The following is a 17,879-nucleotide window of genomic DNA, read 5'->3' as shown; positions in this document are numbered from 1 at the left end:
CGAATATAATAAGCATAGACTAAAGTCAAAAGGTAAATAAAAACTTTATGTCTTGATGAAATGGTTGCATTTTTACACGGAGCAGGTGATAATATGAGTGTATTAGCTGATAAAATTGAACAGTTTATTTTACATAAATTATTAGAGGAAGAAGAAGAAAATATCATCCTGCGGCGCAATGAGCTGGCGGATGAACTTGAATGTGCTCCGTCACAGATCAGCTATGTCCTAAGTACACGTTTTTCCAACGACAAGGGATATCTGGTCGAATCACGGCGCGGCTCCGGCGGATTTGTGCGTATCATTCGGTTGACGCCTAAAAAAGAAGATCGCACGCCTGTTTTAATGAAGGAACGCCTGCCGGCCGTTCGAGTTACGGTAGATGATCTGGATGTGCTGTTGTTTCGCCTGATCAAGCAGCATAGTTTAACAAACCGGGAAGCGATATTGATGCATCATACGTTTTCGGCGCTGTTTGATGAAGTCGATGATGAAGCGCAGCGAATGGCTGTGGTCAGCCAAATTCTCCAGCATCTCAATTTGCGCTGATGTATGCGAAGGGAGGGTGAAATCCATGTTATGTGATGTCTGTAAAAAGCAAGAGGCTGTTGTCCATATTACAAAAATTGAAAACGGACAGCGGACAGATATGCATTTATGTGCTGAATGTGCGAAAAAGCAAAGTCAATTTGCAGCTTTTAATGATTTTAATATTGTTGATAATGATTTTTTTCGAAAGATGGCATATCCCAATTATACGGGAGAATCAGCTGACGAACCACGCTGTGCAAGCTGCGGCATGACGTACAGTGATTTTAACCGGGCAGGAAAATTTGGATGTCCGGACTGCTATGAGGCATTTAAGGAAGAAATTCCGCCTTTGATGCGGCGTATTCACGGTCATAGCAAGCATGTCGGCAAAGTGCCGAATCGTGGTACAGGCGTATTCCGCACGGTAACACAGATCAAACGCCTCCGACAGCATTTGCAAAAGCTGGTTCGGGATGAACGCTATGAGGAAGCGGCTAAGGTTCGCGATGAAATACGGGTCCTGCAGAGGCAGATACCGCAGCAGGATGCGTCGAAGGAGGGATAATGATGACTGTTGAATTTGTGTCTTCTCCTTTGCTGCCATGGCAGAACGGTTCCGGTGATTTTGCTGATATCGTCATCGACAGCCGTATCCGGGCAGTACGTAATTTAAAAAAATATATTTTTCCCGACAAGGCTTCGGACACGGAGCTGGCGGCAGTTCTTGATGAAGGAAAACGCAGTATGCCCGGCCTCAATACCATGGGGACCGGACGGTATGAATATATTGATATTGCCGCTTTGGATCCGCTGGAAAGAGAGCTTCTCGCCAGCAGGCATTTTTCTTCGGCGGCGCATATTGCCAAACCAGAACAGAGAGGTCTGCTTCTCCGAGAGGACGGGGCCGCAGCGGTAATGATCAACGAAGAAGATCATTTTTGCATTCAGACGGCAGCAGCAGGTCTGAATCTGCAAAAGGTTTGGGAGGAAGCTTCTCAGATAGATGATACCTTGGAAAGCCGGCTGAACTTTGCGTTCCGTGATGATTTCGGATATTTGACTGCCAGTCCGTCCATGACAGGAACCGGGTGTATTGCCGGAGTCACGATCCATGTACCGGCGCTGATTCTCATGAAACGTTTCAACCGTATTGTGCAGGGCATTACTAAGTTTGGTTTTGCCGTTGGCGGAATTCATGGTGAACGCAACGATCTGTCCGGCAATGTTTTTCAAATTACCAATCAGATCACCTTGGGTGTATCAGAATCGGATATACTGGAGCAGCTTCGGAAAATAGTGACGCAGATCGTTCAGGAAGAACGGAACTGCAGAGATGTACTATGGAACCATAACAGCCATGCGCTGAAGGATAAATGCCAGCGGTCTTACGGAATGCTGGCTAATGCCTGGCTTATGAGCCGGCAGGAAGCGCTGTCCCGCGTCAGTGATTTGCGCTTTGGGATTGATTTAGGTATTATTGCAGAAGCACCGCTTGCCTATGAAGCACTTATGACAGCAGCGGAACCGGCATTCCTGCAGGCTAAGGTAAAAAAGGAACTTCCGGAAGAAGAATTGGAGCGGCAGCGGGCGAAGGCCATTCAGAATGTATTATCAGCGTATGCTGTTCCTGTAACTTGATACGATACTATACTTATTATCAGTGAGGAAGTGATACTATGTACAACAGATTTACGAATGATGCAAAAAATGTTCTCCGTTATGCACAGGAATCGGCACAAAAATTCCGTCATGACTATGTAGGAACTGAACATATATTGTTGGGGCTGGTGTTGAATACAAGCGGCTTGGCAGGCCAGCTGCTGACGCAGCTGGGTTTGACCAATGAAAATGTCAGCCGGGCTATTGAAACGACGATCGGACTGGGCAAAACGGTGCCAACGGAACTGCGCCTAACGCCGCGGACGAAACGCACGATGGAATTAGCCGTCAGCGAGGCCAATCGTCTGGGACAAAATTACGTCGGTACAGAGCATCTTTTGGCCGGCATCCTGCGCGAGGGAACCGGTATGGCACTGCAGATTTTAGAGGGGATGGATATTCATCCCGATACAGTGGCACAAAGATTGAGTGAAATGATGGGAAATTCCCTCTTTGATGAAGAAGAAGGGGAAGCATCGCAAAGCGGGGCTATTGATCTGTCTGAATTCGGCAATGATTTGAACGAATTGGCCCGGCAGGGAAAGGTCGATCCTGTTATTGGCCGCAGTGTGGAAATTGACAGAGTTATTCAGATACTCTGCCGCCGCACCAAGAATAATCCTGTTCTTATTGGAGCTCCCGGCGTAGGAAAAACGGCAATTGCCGAAGGGTTGGCACAGCGTATTATCATGGGGAACGTGCCGGATATTCTTTTGGATAAACACATCTTTTCTTTGAACATCGCCAGTATTGTTGCCGGTACGAAATACCGGGGCGAGTTTGAAGAACGGATCAAAAAGGTGATTGATATTCTGCAGAAGGATGAAACGACGCTGCTGTTCATTGACGAGCTGCACCAACTCATTGGTGCCGGTGCCGTGGAAGGATCCATGGATGCGGCGAATATTTTGAAACCGGCTCTGGCCCGGGGGGATCTGCAATGCATCGGGGCCACAACCATTGATGAATACAAAAAATATATTGAAAAGGATGCGGCCCTGGCCCGCCGGTTCCAGCCGGTGCTTGTGGGCGAACCTTCTGAAGACGATGCTGAAGAAATATTATTCGGATTGCGGGATCGTTACGAAGCTTTTCACAAGGCCCGGATTACTGACGAAGCTGTAAAAGCGGCTGTCAAGCTGTCCTCACGGTATATTTCGGACCGGTATCTGCCGGATAAAGCTATTGATGTCATGGATGAGGCAGCTTCTAAAATTCGCGTGAAGGTATATGCCCCTTCCCATGATTTGAAGGAAATAGAACAAAAGCTGGCTGATGTGAATAAGGAAAAGGAAGCGGCACTGGCTAGTGAGGATTTTGAAAAATGCGCTTCTCTTCGTGATGAAGGAAAAAAATTGTCTGACAAAATTACGACGCTGCAAAAGGAACGTAAGCAGCAGGATGATGCCAAACTGATTGTGACAGAAAATGATATTGCTGATGTTGTCTCCATGTGGACCGGCGTCCCGGTGCAGCAGATTACGGAAACGGAATCGCACCGCCTTCTCCATTTGGAAGAGGAACTGCACAGACGGGTCATCAGTCAGAATGATGCCGTCACGGCGGTATCTAAGGCGGTTCGCCGGGCGCGGGCCGGCTTGAAGGATGTAAACCGTCCTATTGGGTCCTTTCTGTTTCTCGGCCCCAGCGGCGTTGGCAAGACGGAACTGGCACGAACCCTGGCACGGCAGCTGTTTGGCAGCCAGGAAGCCATGATTCGTATTGATATGAGCGAATTTATGGAAAAATATAGTGTGTCCCGTCTGGTTGGAGCGCCTCCCGGCTATGTAGGGTATGAAGAAGGCGGTGAGCTGACTGATGCGGTACGGGAAAAACCATACAGCGTCATTCTCTTTGACGAAGTGGAAAAGGCCAGCAGTGATTTCTTCAATCTGCTTCTGCAGGTTCTTGACGAAGGCCGGCTTACGGATTCCAAGGGACGGACTGTTGATTTCCGCAATACGGTAATTATTATGACCAGCAATCTCGGTGCCTCTCATTTGAAACCAAGCGCACCTGTGATGGGCTTTGCGGCCGGTGCTGACTCGGCAAAAGATCGGGAAGTGGCTTTTAAAGAAGCGCAGAAGGAAATTTTGAATGACGTGCGCCGGTTCTTCCGTCCGGAATTTTTAAACCGCATTGATGAAATTATTGTCTTTAAACCGCTGGAAAAAAATGATCTGCGGCATATCGTGTCGATTATGCTGGAGGATTTGACAAAACGGCTGAGTGAAAAAGGCGTTAGAATGGAATGGACTACCGGAGCAGATGATGTTCTTGTAATGCAGGGAACTGACTTTGCCTACGGAGCACGGCCGCTGAAACGAGCAATTCAAAAGCTGGTCGAAGATCCTATATCGGAAATGCTGCTGGGCGGCAGTTTAAAGGAAGGAAACACGATTCACGTGGATAGCCTGGATAAAAAGGAACTTGTCTTTACGACAGAATAGGAAGTACTATGGTGAAAGTGAAGACTCGGTATGTATGTACAAACTGCGGCAGTGTTTCCAGCCGGTGGCTGGGACGGTGTCCGCAGTGCGGTGAATGGAATACGATGACGGAGGAAGAAGCTCTCCCGGAAGTGCCGAAGGGAAGTCAAAGCGTACAGCGTGGCGGAGAAGCTGCTAAACCGGCATCTTTGCCGGAGATTGCAATGGAAAAAATGGAGCGCATCGAAACGGGGATCGGAGAATTGGATCGGGTCCTTGGCGGCGGCATTGTACCGGGCGCGTTGGTTTTGTTGAGCGGTGATCCCGGCATCGGTAAGTCTACCTTGGTTCTGCAGATGGCGTCAGCTGTCTGCCAACGGGCCGGAACTGTTTTGTATGGCTCCGGCGAGGAATCGGCTGGTCAGATCAAGCTGCGGGCAGACCGTTTAGGGATTGACGCGCCGGAACTGGTCATTCAAGCGGATACGTCGCTGGATGCTATTTTACGGGAAGCGCAGCAGCGCCGGCCGGCGTTGGTCATCATTGATTCCATTCAGACTATGTACAGCCGTGAAATTGAAGGAACGCCGGGCAGTCTGGCACAAATACGGGAAGGTACGAGCCGTATCATGACTTTTGCCAAGACGATGGGCATTCCCGTTGTGGTAATCGGACATGTGACGAAAGAGGGTGCTATTGCTGGTCCCCGCATGATGGAGCATATGGTAGACGTTGTATTGTACTTTGAAGGAGAACGGAACTACCAATTCCGTATCCTGCGGGGAATTAAAAACCGGTTTGGCTCAACCAATGAATCGGGATTGTTTACGATGAATGAAAAAGGGCTGGCCGAGCTGGCCAATCCATCACAGCTTCTGCTGTCCGAACGGTCGGCCGATCAGGCTGGCTCGGCGGTCGCGGCCGTGATGGATGGTATGCGGCCTCTGCTGGGAGAAATACAGGCTCTGACCACGCATTCTGTTTTTGCCGTGCCGCGGCGGACTGCCTCTGGTATGGATTACAATCGTCTCATCATTTTACTGGCGGTGTTGGAAAAACGTGTTGGCGTGCCGCTGGGAACACAGGACGTTTATATCAATATTGTCGGCGGTCTGCGCATTACTGAGACAGCTGCCGACCTGCCTGTGGCGCTGGCAATATTTTCCAGCCTGCGGGATATGTCGATGGACAGTCAGACCGTGGTTATGGGCGAGGTGGGACTCACGGGAGATATACGCCGCGTGCCTCATGCCCTGCGCCGGGTCAAAGAGGCTGCTAAAATGGGATTTCGTACCTTTATTCTGCCGAAAGGAAATATGGATGATATGAAGGGCCCTGATATTTCCCGCTGCCGTCTGATCGGAGTGGCAACCCTACAGGAGGCTATGGAAGCAGCGTTTCAGAAAACGTAATGGCAGTTTCTGCAGGAGAAGGTTTATTCTGCAGGAACTGTTTTTTTATGTACCGGCTATGGTTGTACATACGTAAACTTTGGTTAAATTTTTATTAGAGTTTCTTGTTTTTTGTGGTTTATTATCATGAAATATGGTATAGTTATATAGTTATCATGGGATTGGCATAAAGGAGGGATGTTTGTTGTGGATGATAAATATGCATCAGATCAGGGCGATACAGTAAAAACTAAAAGACCAAAGAAATTTAATGGCGGCAAAATAGCAGATAATATTATGAAAGGTATTATCATGTTGATTATGGCTGTCATTTTTGTCATGCTGGTTGATCAGATAGTTATGACACCGTTTTTTAATGCGGAAATAGAAGGAAGTTTTTCTCACGGCAGTATTTTTGGGACAACTTTGATTACGGTAGTTTCGTATATTGCCGGCGCGGTTGTTGGCATCCTTGTTGGATATATTCTTTCGCCGTTTATTCTCAAGCTGATTTGGGCGGCGATCCATCGTATTGAAACGGGCCTGAGTGACTTTGAAAGTCAGGATTTGATAGTCGGAACGCTGGGTTTGCTTTTTGGACTCATTATTGCTAATTTAATAGGGCTGGCGTTTGCCCGACTGCCTATTATCGGCGCATATGGGCCGATTGTGTTTAGTATTGTATTCGGGTATGCCGGTATGAGCATTGCTATCCGCAAAAAGAATGATATTATGTCTCTCGCAGGATCCCTGCGCATCGGCAAGCAAAATAAAGACCATAGCTCGAAGCGGCGGGATACGGATTTTTCCGGCAAGCTGCTGGATACCAGCTCGATTATTGACGGACGTATTGCGGAAATCTGCAGCACCGGATTTTTGGAAGGCCCTCTTCTGGTACCGGTATTTGTACTGGAGGAATTGCAGCTTATTGCCGATTCTTCGGACTTGCTGAAACGCAATAAAGGTCGTCGCGGTCTGGATATCCTCAAGCAAATGCAAGAGGATAATTATGTCGAGGTCCGTATTATCAATGATGATTTTGACGATGTGCAAGGGGTCGATTCCAAGCTTGTACGGCTGGGACGCAAGATCAATGCCAAGGTCGTTACAAATGATTATAATCTGAACAAGGTAGCCGCTCTTCAGGGTGTCGTTGTTCTTAATATCAATGACTTGGCAAATGCCTTGAAGCCGGCACGTATTCCCGGAGAGGAAATGAATGTTCTCATTGTCAAGGCCGGAAAGGAAGAAAACCAGGGAGTCGCATATCTTGATGACGGTACGATGATCGTTGTCGAAAATGGACAGAAATATATTGGCGAGACGGTGCCTGTCATGGTTACGTCTGTGCTGCAGACATCGGCAGGCCGTATGATTTTTGTCAAAATTGCAGATGAGTAGGTGAATTTTTTGAAAGTTTCTGTTATTATCGTAGCGGCCGGTTCCGGCCGGCGGTTTGGCTACGAGCGTAATAAGCTGTTTTATCCGCTTTGCGGCAAGCCTGTATTGGCACATACGCTGCAGCATGTGTTTGCTGCGGCTTCAGTTGATGAAGTCATTATTGTCAATGCAGAACATGATCATTCTGATATTGTGAAAATTGTAGAAGCTCTCCACCCGGCGATGCCTGTGAAATATGCGCTCGGCGGTGCGGAGCGTGAAGATTCTGTATATAATGGCCTCATGGCTGCCAGTGATATGACAGATATCATTATGGTTCATGATGGCTCACGCCCCCTGGCCGGTCCGGAATGGTACGATAATGCGCTTCCGGTTATGGAAACGGCGCATGCAGCTATTTATGCTATTCCCGTAAAGGATACAGTGAAAGTACGGGAGAAGGCAGAAGGACATGGGGCGCAGAGCGTTCAGACATTGGATCGAAGTCGCCTTATTGCAGCCCAGACACCGCAGATTTTTCATAAAAATATATTGCTGAAGGCGCATGAATATGCCAAGGCGCATCATATTACGGGAACGGACGATGCCTCTTTGGTTGAAGCGATCGGAGAGAAGCTGGTTATTCTCCAAGGGGATGAACGGAATCACAAGGTCACGACCATGGATGATGTGCCGGTTCTTGAATTTTATATGAATGGCCCTACGGAGCATAGGGTCGGCAGCGGCTATGACGTCCATCCTTTAATTAAGGGCCGCAAGCTGATTCTCGGCGGCGTTGAAGTTCCGTACAGTCTGGGTCTGGACGGTCACTCTGATGCAGATGTTCTCACGCATGCTGTAATGGATGCGCTTCTTGGAGCGGCCGGTCTTAAGGATATTGGTACCTATTTTCCAGACTCGGATACGAAATTTAAAAATATTTCCAGCTTGGTTTTGTTGGAAAAGGTGCGGCAGATTCTTATTGAAAACAGTTGCCGCATTATTAACGTGGACGTCACGCTCATGGCGCAGCGGCCTAAAATCAAAGAGTATGTGCCCCATATGATCAGTAATATAGCTAACGCGCTGCAGATTGATACGCTGGCAGTGTCTGTCAAAGCGACAACGACAGAACATTTGGGATTTGTCGGTCGTGAAGAAGGTATGGCAGCGCAGGCTGCAGCGATGGTTCTTAAATACAGAAACGCATAGGAGGAATTTTTCATGTCACAGGAAGTACGCGTTCGTTTTGCTCCCAGTCCGACGGGGCCGTTTCATATCGGCGGTGCCCGTTCGGCGCTTTTCAATTATCTTGTCGCCAAACACACGGAGGGTAGATTTATTGTTCGTGTTGAAGATACGGATAGAAAGCGGTCTACCCGCGAATCAGAAGAAAATATTAAAGACGCATTGAAATGGCTGGGAATCAATTGGGACGAAGGGATAGACGTAGGCGGTCCTTATGGACCCTACCGGCAGATGGAACGGCTGGAGCTGTATAAGCAGTATACAGACAAGCTGCTTGCCGAAGGCAAGGCCTATTACTGCTTTTGTACGCCGGAAGAATTAGAAGCAGAAAAACAGGAACAGCTGAAGGACGGAAAAACACCGGTATATAGCGGTAAATGCCATCATCTCCCCAAGGAAATGATAGATCAGTATCTGAAGGAAGGCCGCCCGCATGTCATCCGGATCGCTACGCCGCCGGATGAAACCCTGGAATTGGATGATCTTGTTCGTGGTCATGTTTCCTTTGATTCCAATAATGTCGGGGATTTTGTTATTGTTAAATCGGACGGTATTCCTGTCTATAACTATTGCGTCGTCTTAGACGATGCTCTTATGCATATTACGCATGTTATCCGGGCTGAGGAACACCTGTCCAATACACCGCGGCAGCTGGTGCTGTACCATGCCTTGGGATTTACCGTGCCGACTTTTGCGCATGTGTCTCTGATTTTGGGCAAGGACAAAAAAAAGATGAGCAAGCGTCATGGCGCTACTTCTGTTCAGCAGTATAAAGAAATGGGATATCTTCCCGATGCTATTGTCAATTTCCTGGCACTTCTCGGCTGGACACCGGATACAGATCAGGAAATATTCAGCAGGGAAGAGTTGAACCAACAGTTTACGCTGGACCGGGTGGCAAAGAATCCGGCTGTATTTGATATCGAAAAGCTGAATTGGATCAATTTCCACTACATGAAACAGCTCGACGCAGAGCAGCTGTTGAATGTATGTCTGCCTCATTTACAAAAGGCTGGCTACGCGTCGGCAGCGCCTGCGGCAGAAGAAGGGCAGTGGCTCAAGGATATGGTATGGGCTATGCGGGAACACGTACAGTACGGAGCGCAGATTGTTGATGCAGCCTCTGTTTTCTTTGCAGAAAACTATGCGCCGGAAAATGAAGAAACAGCGGCGGTGCTCCAGGAAGAAACAGCTCCGGCAGTGCTGCGTATGTTCCGAGACGAATTAGCGGCTCTTGATGAAGTGACGGCAGATACGGTACAGCCTTTATTTAAGAAGATTCAAAAAGGTCTGAAGGTCAAAGGGAAATTTGTTTATATGCCTATTCGTGTCGCTGTTACCGGTGTTATGCACGGCCCTGATCTCAACGTGATCGTGGCTCTTATGGGACGTGATAAAGTGATCAGCCGGTTGGAACGGAGTGACCTGTTTTAATAGCCACACCTTGACAAAATGGGATTTATTAGTTAGTATAAATAATACAATATATATTAATTAATAATATATATTAAAATGCGTTTCCGATATACATATTTAATATGTCAATGCGATGATCAAAATGATCTGCAGACGAGCACTACAGAGAGGATAGGACGGGGCTGAGAGCTTATTCAGACGGCAAACCTGCAGAGTTGCCTTTGTGAGCAGGCTGGGTGAAGTGAGTAGCCCGGTTCGGAGGCATCCGTTATATGCCTTGAGATTATGGTGGTAATGCCATAAAAACAGAGTGGAACCGCGGGCCACCGTCTCTGTAAAGGGATGGTGGCCCTTTTGTCATTTCAAGGAGGTTAACTTATGAGAGAATTGAAAGTATATAATACACTTACTCGGGAAAAAGAGCCGTTTACCCCGGTAACGCCGGGACAGGTGAAAATGTATGTCTGCGGGATTACGCCGTATAATCATTCCCATATGGGAAATGCCCGTCCTTTTGTTACGTGGGATGTCATCAAGCGGTATTTAGAGCATTTGGGATATGAAGTGACGCATATTCAGAATTTTACCGATGTAGACGATAAAATCATCAATGCCGCTATCGGCGAAGGCGTCTCCTGGGATACCATTTCCAATCGGTACATTGCCTCCTATTTTGAAGTCATGGACGCTCTTCATGTACGGCATGCCGATAAATATCCGCGTGTATCTGAGCATATGCCGGAAATTATTCATATGGTGGAAAAGCTGATTGCCAAGGGATATGCATATGTGATTGATCACGATGTATACTACAGCGTGGAAAAATTTGACGATTACGGCGAATTGAGCGGCCGCAGTCTCGATGATATGATGGCCGGTGCCCGTATTGAAGTGGATGACCGTAAGCATAATCCTATGGATTTTGCGCTTTGGAAGGGAGCTAAGCCGGGCGAACCTTCCTGGGACAGCCCGTGGGGAAAAGGCCGTCCTGGCTGGCATATCGAATGCTCTGCAATGAGCAATAAATATCTGGGAGATACCTTTGATTTTCATGGCGGCGGCAGTGATTTGATTTTTCCGCATCATGAAAATGAAATTGCCCAGTCTGAAGCTTATACGGGTCTGAAACCGATGGTAAAATATTGGCTCCATAACGGATTTATTACGATCAATTCGGAAAAAATGAGTAAGTCCTTGAATAATTTTTTCCTTGTAAAAGATGTATTGGCACTGTACAGTCCCGATGCGCTGCGATTCTTTCTTATTTCCAACCATTACCGCAGCCCGCTGGATTTCAGTGACGAACGGCTCAATGAAACGACCCGTAGTATCGAACGGCTTGGTACGTCTATTGACAATGTGCTGGAACTTTTGAAAATGCCGGCCGGTCCGAAGTCAGCGGAAGCACAGCAGCTTTTGGAAGATGCCCATAAGAACGAAGAGGCCTTTGAAGATGCGATGTGTGATGACTTCAATACGGCATTAGCCAGTGCCGCGATGTTTGATTTGGCGAAAAAAGTCAACATTTATAAGGATGCCGTTATGAATACGGCTGTTCCTGTCGATCCTTCGGTGCTTTCTGAAGTTAAACGAGTTTTTAAAATGATGACGGATATTTTAGGAATACTGGAAGAACGGTGGGAAGGGCAAAAAGCAAATGCAAGCAGCAAGGATTATGATGAACTGATGGATGCGATTCTGGAAATCCGGCAGGAATGCCGGGCGCAGAAGCAATATGCCCTGGCAGACGCGATACGGGACAAATTGGCCGTGCTGGGTATTACTATTGAGGATTCACCGCAGGGAGCTCGTTGGAAAAAGTGAAATTTAAACAACTGCAAGCAGTGAAAAGCCGGGCGTATGCCGCTTTTGCCCGGGGTGAACATTTGGAGGTGCCCGAAGAAGAGGCGGCCAGGCTTGATTCTATTTCTTTGGCTTTCGTTGGCGACGCGTATTACGCGCTCCATCTGCGGCACCGTCTTGTCGATACGGGAATTCCGCATGTGCAGATTCTGCATCTGCTGGCAGCAGAATTTGTATCGGCTAAGGTGCAAGCCTATGTGTACCGTCAGATCAAGAATGATTTGCAGGAAGAAGAAAAAATGGTATGCCAGCGGGCGCGAAACGCACATACACAGGTGCCTAAAAGCGCTTCTGTTTCCGAATATCACGATAGTACGGCATTGGAAGCGCTGGTCGGGTATCTGGTCATGGCGGAGAAAACGGAACGTCTGGGAGAACTGATGGAGCAAGTGTACACCTATACGAAGGAATATTGTGCAGTAAAGCATGGAGAAAAAGATAACCTATGAGTACAGACAGTATCATTACAGGCCGGAACAGCGTGACGGAGGCCTTGCGGGCCGGCCGGTCTATTACAAAGCTATATATTGCGGCCGGCAATGACACACAGCCGTTGCAGCGCATACGGGATATGGCTCAGGAAAAGGATATTCTGGTAGAACAGGTACCTAATAAAATATTGAATCAACTGGCTCCGGGAAACCGTCATCAAGGTGTCATCGCATTTGCTGCTCCTGTAGCCTATGCGTCTCTGACGGATGTGCTGGCCGATAGTGAGGCAGCAAGGCGCGTACCCTTTTTGGTGCTGCTGGATGGGATTGAGGATGTTCATAACTTGGGTGCCATTATCCGGACTGCCGAATGTGCCGGAGTTGACGCGGTGCTTTTACCTAAACGGCGCAGTGCACCTGTTAATGAAACAGTAGGAAAAACATCGGCCGGTGCTGTTGAATACATGCCTCTCGTTCAGATCGGTAATATTTCCCAGACCTTGAAGAAATTGAAAAAGCAGGGGTTTTGGATCATTGGTGCCGATATGGAGGGGGAAATGGATTACTTTCACAGTTCTCTTACAGAGCCGGTCGTGCTGATTATTGGCAGCGAGGGACGGGGGATTTCCCATCTTGTAAAGGAAAACTGTGATATATTGGTACAAATTCCCATGTTTGGACAGGTCAATTCGCTCAATGCATCGGTAGCCGCCGCACTTTTGATGTATGAGGTCGTGCGGCAGAGGCAGGCGACCACGCCATGAAGGAGTTGCTCATCGTCGACGGGTATAATATCATTTTTGCCTGGGCCAGTTTAAAGAAACTGGCAGACGAATCGTTGGATCATGCCCGCGAGACGTTTATCAATACGATGGCCGGTTACGGTAAATCAAAAGGATATCAGCTAATCCTTGTTTTTGATGCCATGTATACTGAGGAAACAGAAAAGAGCATGAAAATCGGCAGGGATTGTGAAATTATTTTTACGGATAAGGAAGAAACAGCTGACAGCTGCATTGAACGTCTTGTCTATGGCCGGCGCGGCGAACGGCGCATTGTGTATGTTGCCACATCGGATGGCCCGGAGCAGAACCAGATACTAGGTACGGGAGCGTATCGCATTACAGCGCGGGAGTTAGCAGAAGACGTAGAACGGGTACGCCAGGAAGTGGCGGCATACGACCACCGCAATGTGCTGAAAGGCAGTCAGAGCCGTAACGAAATCGTTTACCGTGTACAGGACGCAAATGTATTGCAGAAGCTGGAAAAAATTCGCAGATCTAAAAAATAGAGGTAGCAATATGCAGGCAGAGGCAAATGCTAAAGTGTATGATCATGAAGAAAGATTTAAAGGATTGACAGACGAAGAAATTGCAGGCATTGCGCAGGAAGGCCATGACAGTCAGGCCGCAGAATATCTTGTCAATAAATACCGCAACTTCGTTAAAGCAAAAGCGCGTTCGTATTTTCTTGTCGGTGCGGATCGGGATGATATCATTCAGGAGGGCATGATCGGATTATACAAAGCGACGCGGGATTTCCGCGGTGATAAACTATCTTCGTTCCGTGCTTTTGCAGAACTATGCATTACCCGGCAAATTATTACGGCAATTAAGACGGCAACACGGCAGAAGCATATTCCCCTTAACTCGTATGTTTCTCTCAATAAACCTATTTACGAAGAAGAATCAGACCGGACATTGCAGGACATTCTGGCTGGTATCCGTGTAACGGATCCGGAAGAACTGGTTATCAGCCGCGAAGAATTTATGGATATTGAGCTTAAAATGAATGAAATCCTCAGTGATTTGGAATGGAAGGTATTGACGGCATATTTGGATGGGAAGTCATATAATGAGATGTCGCAGGAGCTGCATCGCCATGTAAAATCGATTGATAATGCACTGCAGCGCGTTAAACGCAAGCTGGAACGATACTTGGAAACGCGGGACGGTGAAACTAAACGAAAAAAAGCTATTGATAGAAATGGCAAATAAGTGTACAATAGAACCGTTAAGTGTGATTTGTGAGGAGGATTAGCGTGATCACTGTATTAGAAATCGTAGTCGTCATTTTGGCACTGATGCTCATCGGTGTCGTTGTGGCACAAAAAAGCAAGACTCAGGGAATGGGTGCCGGCTTTGGCGGCGGCGCTGACGATTTATTCGGCAGCAGAGCCCGGGGCATGGATGCTTTGTTGTCTAAGGTAACCATTGTTTTGTCTATTATTTTTGCAATTCTGACATTGCTTTTGGGCAGATTGATGAATACCTTTTAAAGAACGGTTAGCCTGCGGCGTTGCCGCAGGCTTTTTTTCATCACCGGCAGCCGGTTCGGACGGCATAATTGCACAACCTATAACTACTGGAGGACTCATATGAATTTTCAACTCTCTCATGATATAATAGATATATGCAGCAGCATGGCTCCCGGCGGAGCAACGATGGAAGACTGCGCAGAACGGCTTTGTATTTCCGGTCAGCGGCTGGCCGTCTTGTTTGAGACATTTGATGAATTAGTGAGGAGTGGAAAGCTCATGAGAGTGGCAGGAGAACGCTATTTAGCGTCGAAAAATCCCCAGGAAATCACCGGTATCTACAAAGGTTATACATCATCCTTTGGATTTGTTATCAGCGAAGATTTGCAGGAGGATGTCTATATTGCCGAGCAAAACCGTCATACCGCGATGAATAATGATAAGGTAGTGGTTCATATCATTCAGAGCAGCAGCGGCAGACACAAGCAGGAAGGACAAGTTGTCAGTATCGTCGAGCGGGCCAACAAGACTATTGTAGGCACGTTTGACCGGGAACGGAGATGCGGCTTTGTCACGCCGGATGATGAACGAATTCGTGAGGATATCTATATCCCGTTGGATAAAATCTGTAATGCCCGTACCAGTGCCCGTGTCCTCGTCAAAATTAATCGATGGCCTGAAGATGGCCGTAAGGCAGAAGGGGAAATCACGGAAATTCTCGGTTATGACGGCGATAAAGATTTGGATATCAAGGTCATTATGGCACGGCATGCCCTGCCCTTTGATTTCCCGGACGACGTCAAGGAGGCTGCTGATAAACTGGATAAGACCGTCACTATGGAAGACGGCCGCCGCGATTATCGGGATCGGCCCCTGATTACCATTGATAGTGAGGATGCCAAGGATCTGGACGATGCTATTGATGTAGTCCGTCTGCCTGATGGGCATTTTCGTCTCGGCGTGTATATTGCCGATGTCAGCTATTATGTCCGGCCAGGCTCGTCTATTGATGCCGAAGCGTATAACCGTGGCACCAGCGTTTATCTAGTGGATCGTGTTATTCCTATGCTGCCGACGGTTCTTTCTAATGGTATTTGCAGTCTCAATGCAGGAACAGACCGCTACGCCATGACCTGTACGATGGAAATTGACAGGGAGGGCAAAGTGATCCGTGCTGATATCGGCCCGGCTGTTATTTGTATCAAGCGTCGATGTAATTATAAAGAAATCAAAAAAGCGCTTGTCGATGATATTATTCCCGATGATCTGCGCTTGTTTATGCCGATGCTTCGAAATATGGAAGAACTGTCAGGCATTTTGAAAAATATGCGTCTGCGCCGCGGCGCTATCGATTTTGATTTTCCGGAATACAAGATTATTTTGGATCCCGAAGGCATTCCGCTGCGTCTCGAACGAAGGGAACGGACGATTGCCGAGCAGATTGTCGAAGAAAGCATGCTGATTGCCAACGAAACGGTGGCGTCATACCTCCAGAACAGTGAAAATCCATCTGTTTATCGTATTCATGAAATCCCCGAACCGGAACGGATTGAAATGATGAGAACGGTCTTAGCCAGCTTTAATTTACCCCTTCCCGATGCGGAGCATGCTACGCCGGCACAATTTCAAAAGCTGCTGTCCCTGTCGGAGCATACCGATGCGGAATTGATTGTACAGACCATCGCGCTCCGCTCTATGCAGCAGGCCCGGTACTCGACGGTCAATGCGGGCCATTTTGGCCTGGCATCTGAATGCTATACCCATTTTACGTCACCGATCCGCCGCTATCCTGATCTGATGATACACCGTCTTATCCGACAATATCAGGAAAAAGGCAAGCTGAAGGAGAAGGATGCCCAGCAGTCCCTGTCTTATCATACTGTGGCCGCTGATCAGGCTAGTACCAGAGAACGCATTGCTGTAGATGCGGAACGGGAAACGGATGATTTAAAAAAGGCGCAGTACATGGTTCCGTTTATCGGACAGCCTTTTGATGCACATATTACGGGAATCACGGCATTTGGCCTCTTTGTCGGATTGGAAAACGGCATTGAAGGGTTGATTCATATTTCTCTTCTGACAGATGATATGTATGAATTTGATGAAGCAACTTATACTATGCGGGGACAGCTTAGCGGCAAGGTATATCATTTGGGAGATGCTTTGCAGGTAACGCTGGCTAAGGTGAACGTCGAAAAATGTGAAATCGATTTTGTGCCGGGGGTTATTGAGTCGCTGGAAGACCTGCAGCAGCTTATGCAGGCCAGTGCAGACCGGCGGCATAAGAAAAGCGGCCGGAAAGAAGGCGGCTCGTCATCGTGGCTGCCCAATGGGGCAGCGGCAAAAAAAATGAAAAAAGGGAAAAAAGATGGTAAGGCAGATAAAAAAGTCCGCCGCGGCAGAAAAGATAAAAGCCGCAAAAAAAAGAAAACAAAAAAGAAGTAGGAGGAATATGCTGTGGCACAATCGCCAAGTGGTGTTAAATATATAACGGATAACCGTAAAGCCCGGCATGATTATTTTATTCATGAAACGTATGAAGCTGGCATCGCACTGACGGGGACGGAGGTAAAATCCCTGCGGCAGGGTAAGGTGAATTTGAAGGACAGCTATTGCCGTATCGACAATGGTGAAGTCTTTTTGGCGGGCATGCATATCAGTCCCTATGAACAAGGAAATCGATTCAATCATGATCCCCTTCGGACGCGTAAGCTGCTGCTTCATAAATACGAAATCTTGAAGCTCCTGGGACGCATCAAGGAAAAAGGGTATACACTTATTCCGTTGAATTTGTATTTCAAAAAGGGAAAAGTTAAGGTGACAGTTGCCTTGGCAACGGGAAAAAAGCTTTACGATAAACGGCAGGCATTGGCAGAAAAAGAAGCAAAGCGCGATATTGAGCGGCGCATGAAAGAACGCCAATACTAGCAGGCAGGTTGGGGTGAAAGCAGGACAGGACGTATCATTAGGATTCAAAAACTTGGTTTTTTTCAAGCTTTTGAATCCTTTTTTGTGTACAGTATTGTGGCTGAGTTTGTATCAAGAAGCGTCAGGTGCCGCTGATAGAGGGATTAAAAAATAAATGTCGGAATGGATTATTTTGTGTCCGAATGGAGTAGAAAGGAATTTTTCTGTTTGCTATAATGTCAAGTGTAAATTGATTTTTAATATCAAAATAGATAGCAAACAGAAATGAGGGAATTCCATGAAGCATACGATATGGAAAAAACAGCGGCAGGTATGGTACGCTGGTTTGTCCTGTGCAGTCCTGCTG

17 protein-coding genes are annotated in these 17,879 nt (G+C 47.5%); 16 read left to right on the top strand and 1 reads right to left on the bottom strand.

Features of this window, described 5'->3' with window-relative positions; genetic code table 11:
* Positions 1-93: 93 nt before the first annotated feature.
* The 16 genes from AB840_RS04315 (at position 94) to smpB (ending at position 17,533) form a co-directional block, all read left to right on the top strand.
* The gene (locus tag AB840_RS04315) at positions 94-549 is read left to right on the top strand and encodes a CtsR family transcriptional regulator (RefSeq protein WP_048513610.1); all 456 of its coding nucleotides are present in this window, start codon (positions 94-96) and stop codon (positions 547-549) included.
* Between the two features lie 25 nt (positions 550-574).
* Positions 575-1,096, top strand: coding sequence for a UvrB/UvrC motif-containing protein (locus AB840_RS04310; protein ID WP_048513609.1), 522 nt, complete (start codon positions 575-577; stop codon positions 1,094-1,096).
* Positions 1,096-2,169: an ATP--guanido phosphotransferase gene (locus AB840_RS04305; protein ID WP_234984830.1), complete on the top strand. Its 1,074-nt coding sequence runs from the start codon at positions 1,096-1,098 to the stop codon at positions 2,167-2,169. The genes AB840_RS04310 and AB840_RS04305 overlap by 1 nt, the downstream gene beginning before the upstream one ends.
* A 38-nt stretch (positions 2,170-2,207) precedes the next feature.
* A complete protein-coding gene (locus tag AB840_RS04300; protein ID WP_048513607.1) occupies positions 2,208-4,640 on the top strand; it encodes an ATP-dependent Clp protease ATP-binding subunit in 2,433 nt (810 codons plus the stop codon).
* A gap of 8 nt (positions 4,641-4,648) precedes the next feature.
* Positions 4,649-6,031, top strand: a complete 1,383-nt coding sequence (radA, locus tag AB840_RS04295; protein WP_048513606.1) for a DNA repair protein RadA — start codon at positions 4,649-4,651, stop codon at positions 6,029-6,031.
* Between the two features lie 186 nt (positions 6,032-6,217).
* Positions 6,218-7,411: a PIN/TRAM domain-containing protein gene (locus AB840_RS04290; protein ID WP_078791662.1), complete on the top strand. Its 1,194-nt coding sequence runs from the start codon at positions 6,218-6,220 to the stop codon at positions 7,409-7,411.
* Positions 7,412-8,602 carry a 2-C-methyl-D-erythritol 4-phosphate cytidylyltransferase gene (gene ispD / locus AB840_RS04285; RefSeq protein WP_234984829.1) on the top strand — a complete coding sequence of 397 codons (1,191 nt, stop codon included), beginning with the start codon at positions 7,412-7,414 and terminating at the stop codon, positions 8,600-8,602.
* A gap of 12 nt (positions 8,603-8,614) precedes the next feature.
* Positions 8,615-10,072 (top strand): glutamate--tRNA ligase, encoded by a 1,458-nt coding sequence (gene gltX / locus AB840_RS04280; protein WP_048513604.1) that lies wholly within the window; start codon positions 8,615-8,617, stop codon positions 10,070-10,072.
* A 360-nt stretch (positions 10,073-10,432) separates the two neighbouring features.
* A complete protein-coding gene (gene cysS, locus AB840_RS04275) occupies positions 10,433-11,878 on the top strand; it encodes a cysteine--tRNA ligase (RefSeq protein ID WP_048513603.1) in 1,446 nt (481 codons plus the stop codon).
* Positions 11,875-12,366: a Mini-ribonuclease 3 gene (locus AB840_RS04270; RefSeq protein WP_048513648.1), complete on the top strand. Its 492-nt coding sequence runs from the start codon at positions 11,875-11,877 to the stop codon at positions 12,364-12,366. The genes cysS and AB840_RS04270 overlap by 4 nt, the downstream gene beginning before the upstream one ends.
* Positions 12,363-13,112, top strand: coding sequence for a 23S rRNA (guanosine(2251)-2'-O)-methyltransferase RlmB (gene rlmB / locus AB840_RS04265; RefSeq protein WP_048513602.1), 750 nt, complete (start codon positions 12,363-12,365; stop codon positions 13,110-13,112). The genes AB840_RS04270 and rlmB overlap by 4 nt, the downstream gene beginning before the upstream one ends.
* Positions 13,109-13,639, top strand: a complete 531-nt coding sequence (locus AB840_RS04260; protein WP_048513601.1) for an NYN domain-containing protein — start codon at positions 13,109-13,111, stop codon at positions 13,637-13,639. Before rlmB ends, AB840_RS04260 begins: the two co-directional genes overlap by 4 nt.
* 10 nt (positions 13,640-13,649) lie before the next feature.
* Positions 13,650-14,345 carry an RNA polymerase sporulation sigma factor SigH gene (gene sigH / locus AB840_RS04255; RefSeq protein ID WP_048513600.1) on the top strand — a complete coding sequence of 232 codons (696 nt, stop codon included), beginning with the start codon at positions 13,650-13,652 and terminating at the stop codon, positions 14,343-14,345.
* 44 nt (positions 14,346-14,389) lie between these two features.
* Complete coding sequence (secG, locus tag AB840_RS04250) at positions 14,390-14,626, top strand: preprotein translocase subunit SecG (RefSeq protein ID WP_048513599.1); 237 nt, start codon at positions 14,390-14,392, stop codon at positions 14,624-14,626.
* Positions 14,627-14,725: 99 nt separating this feature from the next.
* Positions 14,726-17,050 carry a ribonuclease R gene (gene rnr / locus AB840_RS04245; protein ID WP_048513598.1) on the top strand — a complete coding sequence of 775 codons (2,325 nt, stop codon included), beginning with the start codon at positions 14,726-14,728 and terminating at the stop codon, positions 17,048-17,050.
* A gap of 12 nt (positions 17,051-17,062) precedes the next feature.
* Positions 17,063-17,533: an SsrA-binding protein SmpB gene (gene smpB, locus AB840_RS04240; RefSeq protein WP_048513597.1), complete on the top strand. Its 471-nt coding sequence runs from the start codon at positions 17,063-17,065 to the stop codon at positions 17,531-17,533.
* Positions 17,534-17,654: 121 nt separating this feature from the next.
* Here the strand turns inward: smpB and AB840_RS17755 are convergent.
* Positions 17,655-17,879 (bottom strand): hypothetical protein (locus tag AB840_RS17755; protein ID WP_048513596.1); only part of this gene is annotated, 225 nt, incomplete at its 5' end.

Origin of the sequence: Megasphaera cerevisiae DSM 20462, assembly GCF_001045675.1 — a bacterium.
Taxonomy (GTDB): Bacteria; Bacillota; Negativicutes; order Veillonellales; family Megasphaeraceae; genus Megasphaera; species Megasphaera cerevisiae.
The sequence above is the reverse complement of the archived record's forward strand: the minus strand, read 5'-3'. Positions and strand labels throughout refer to the sequence as shown.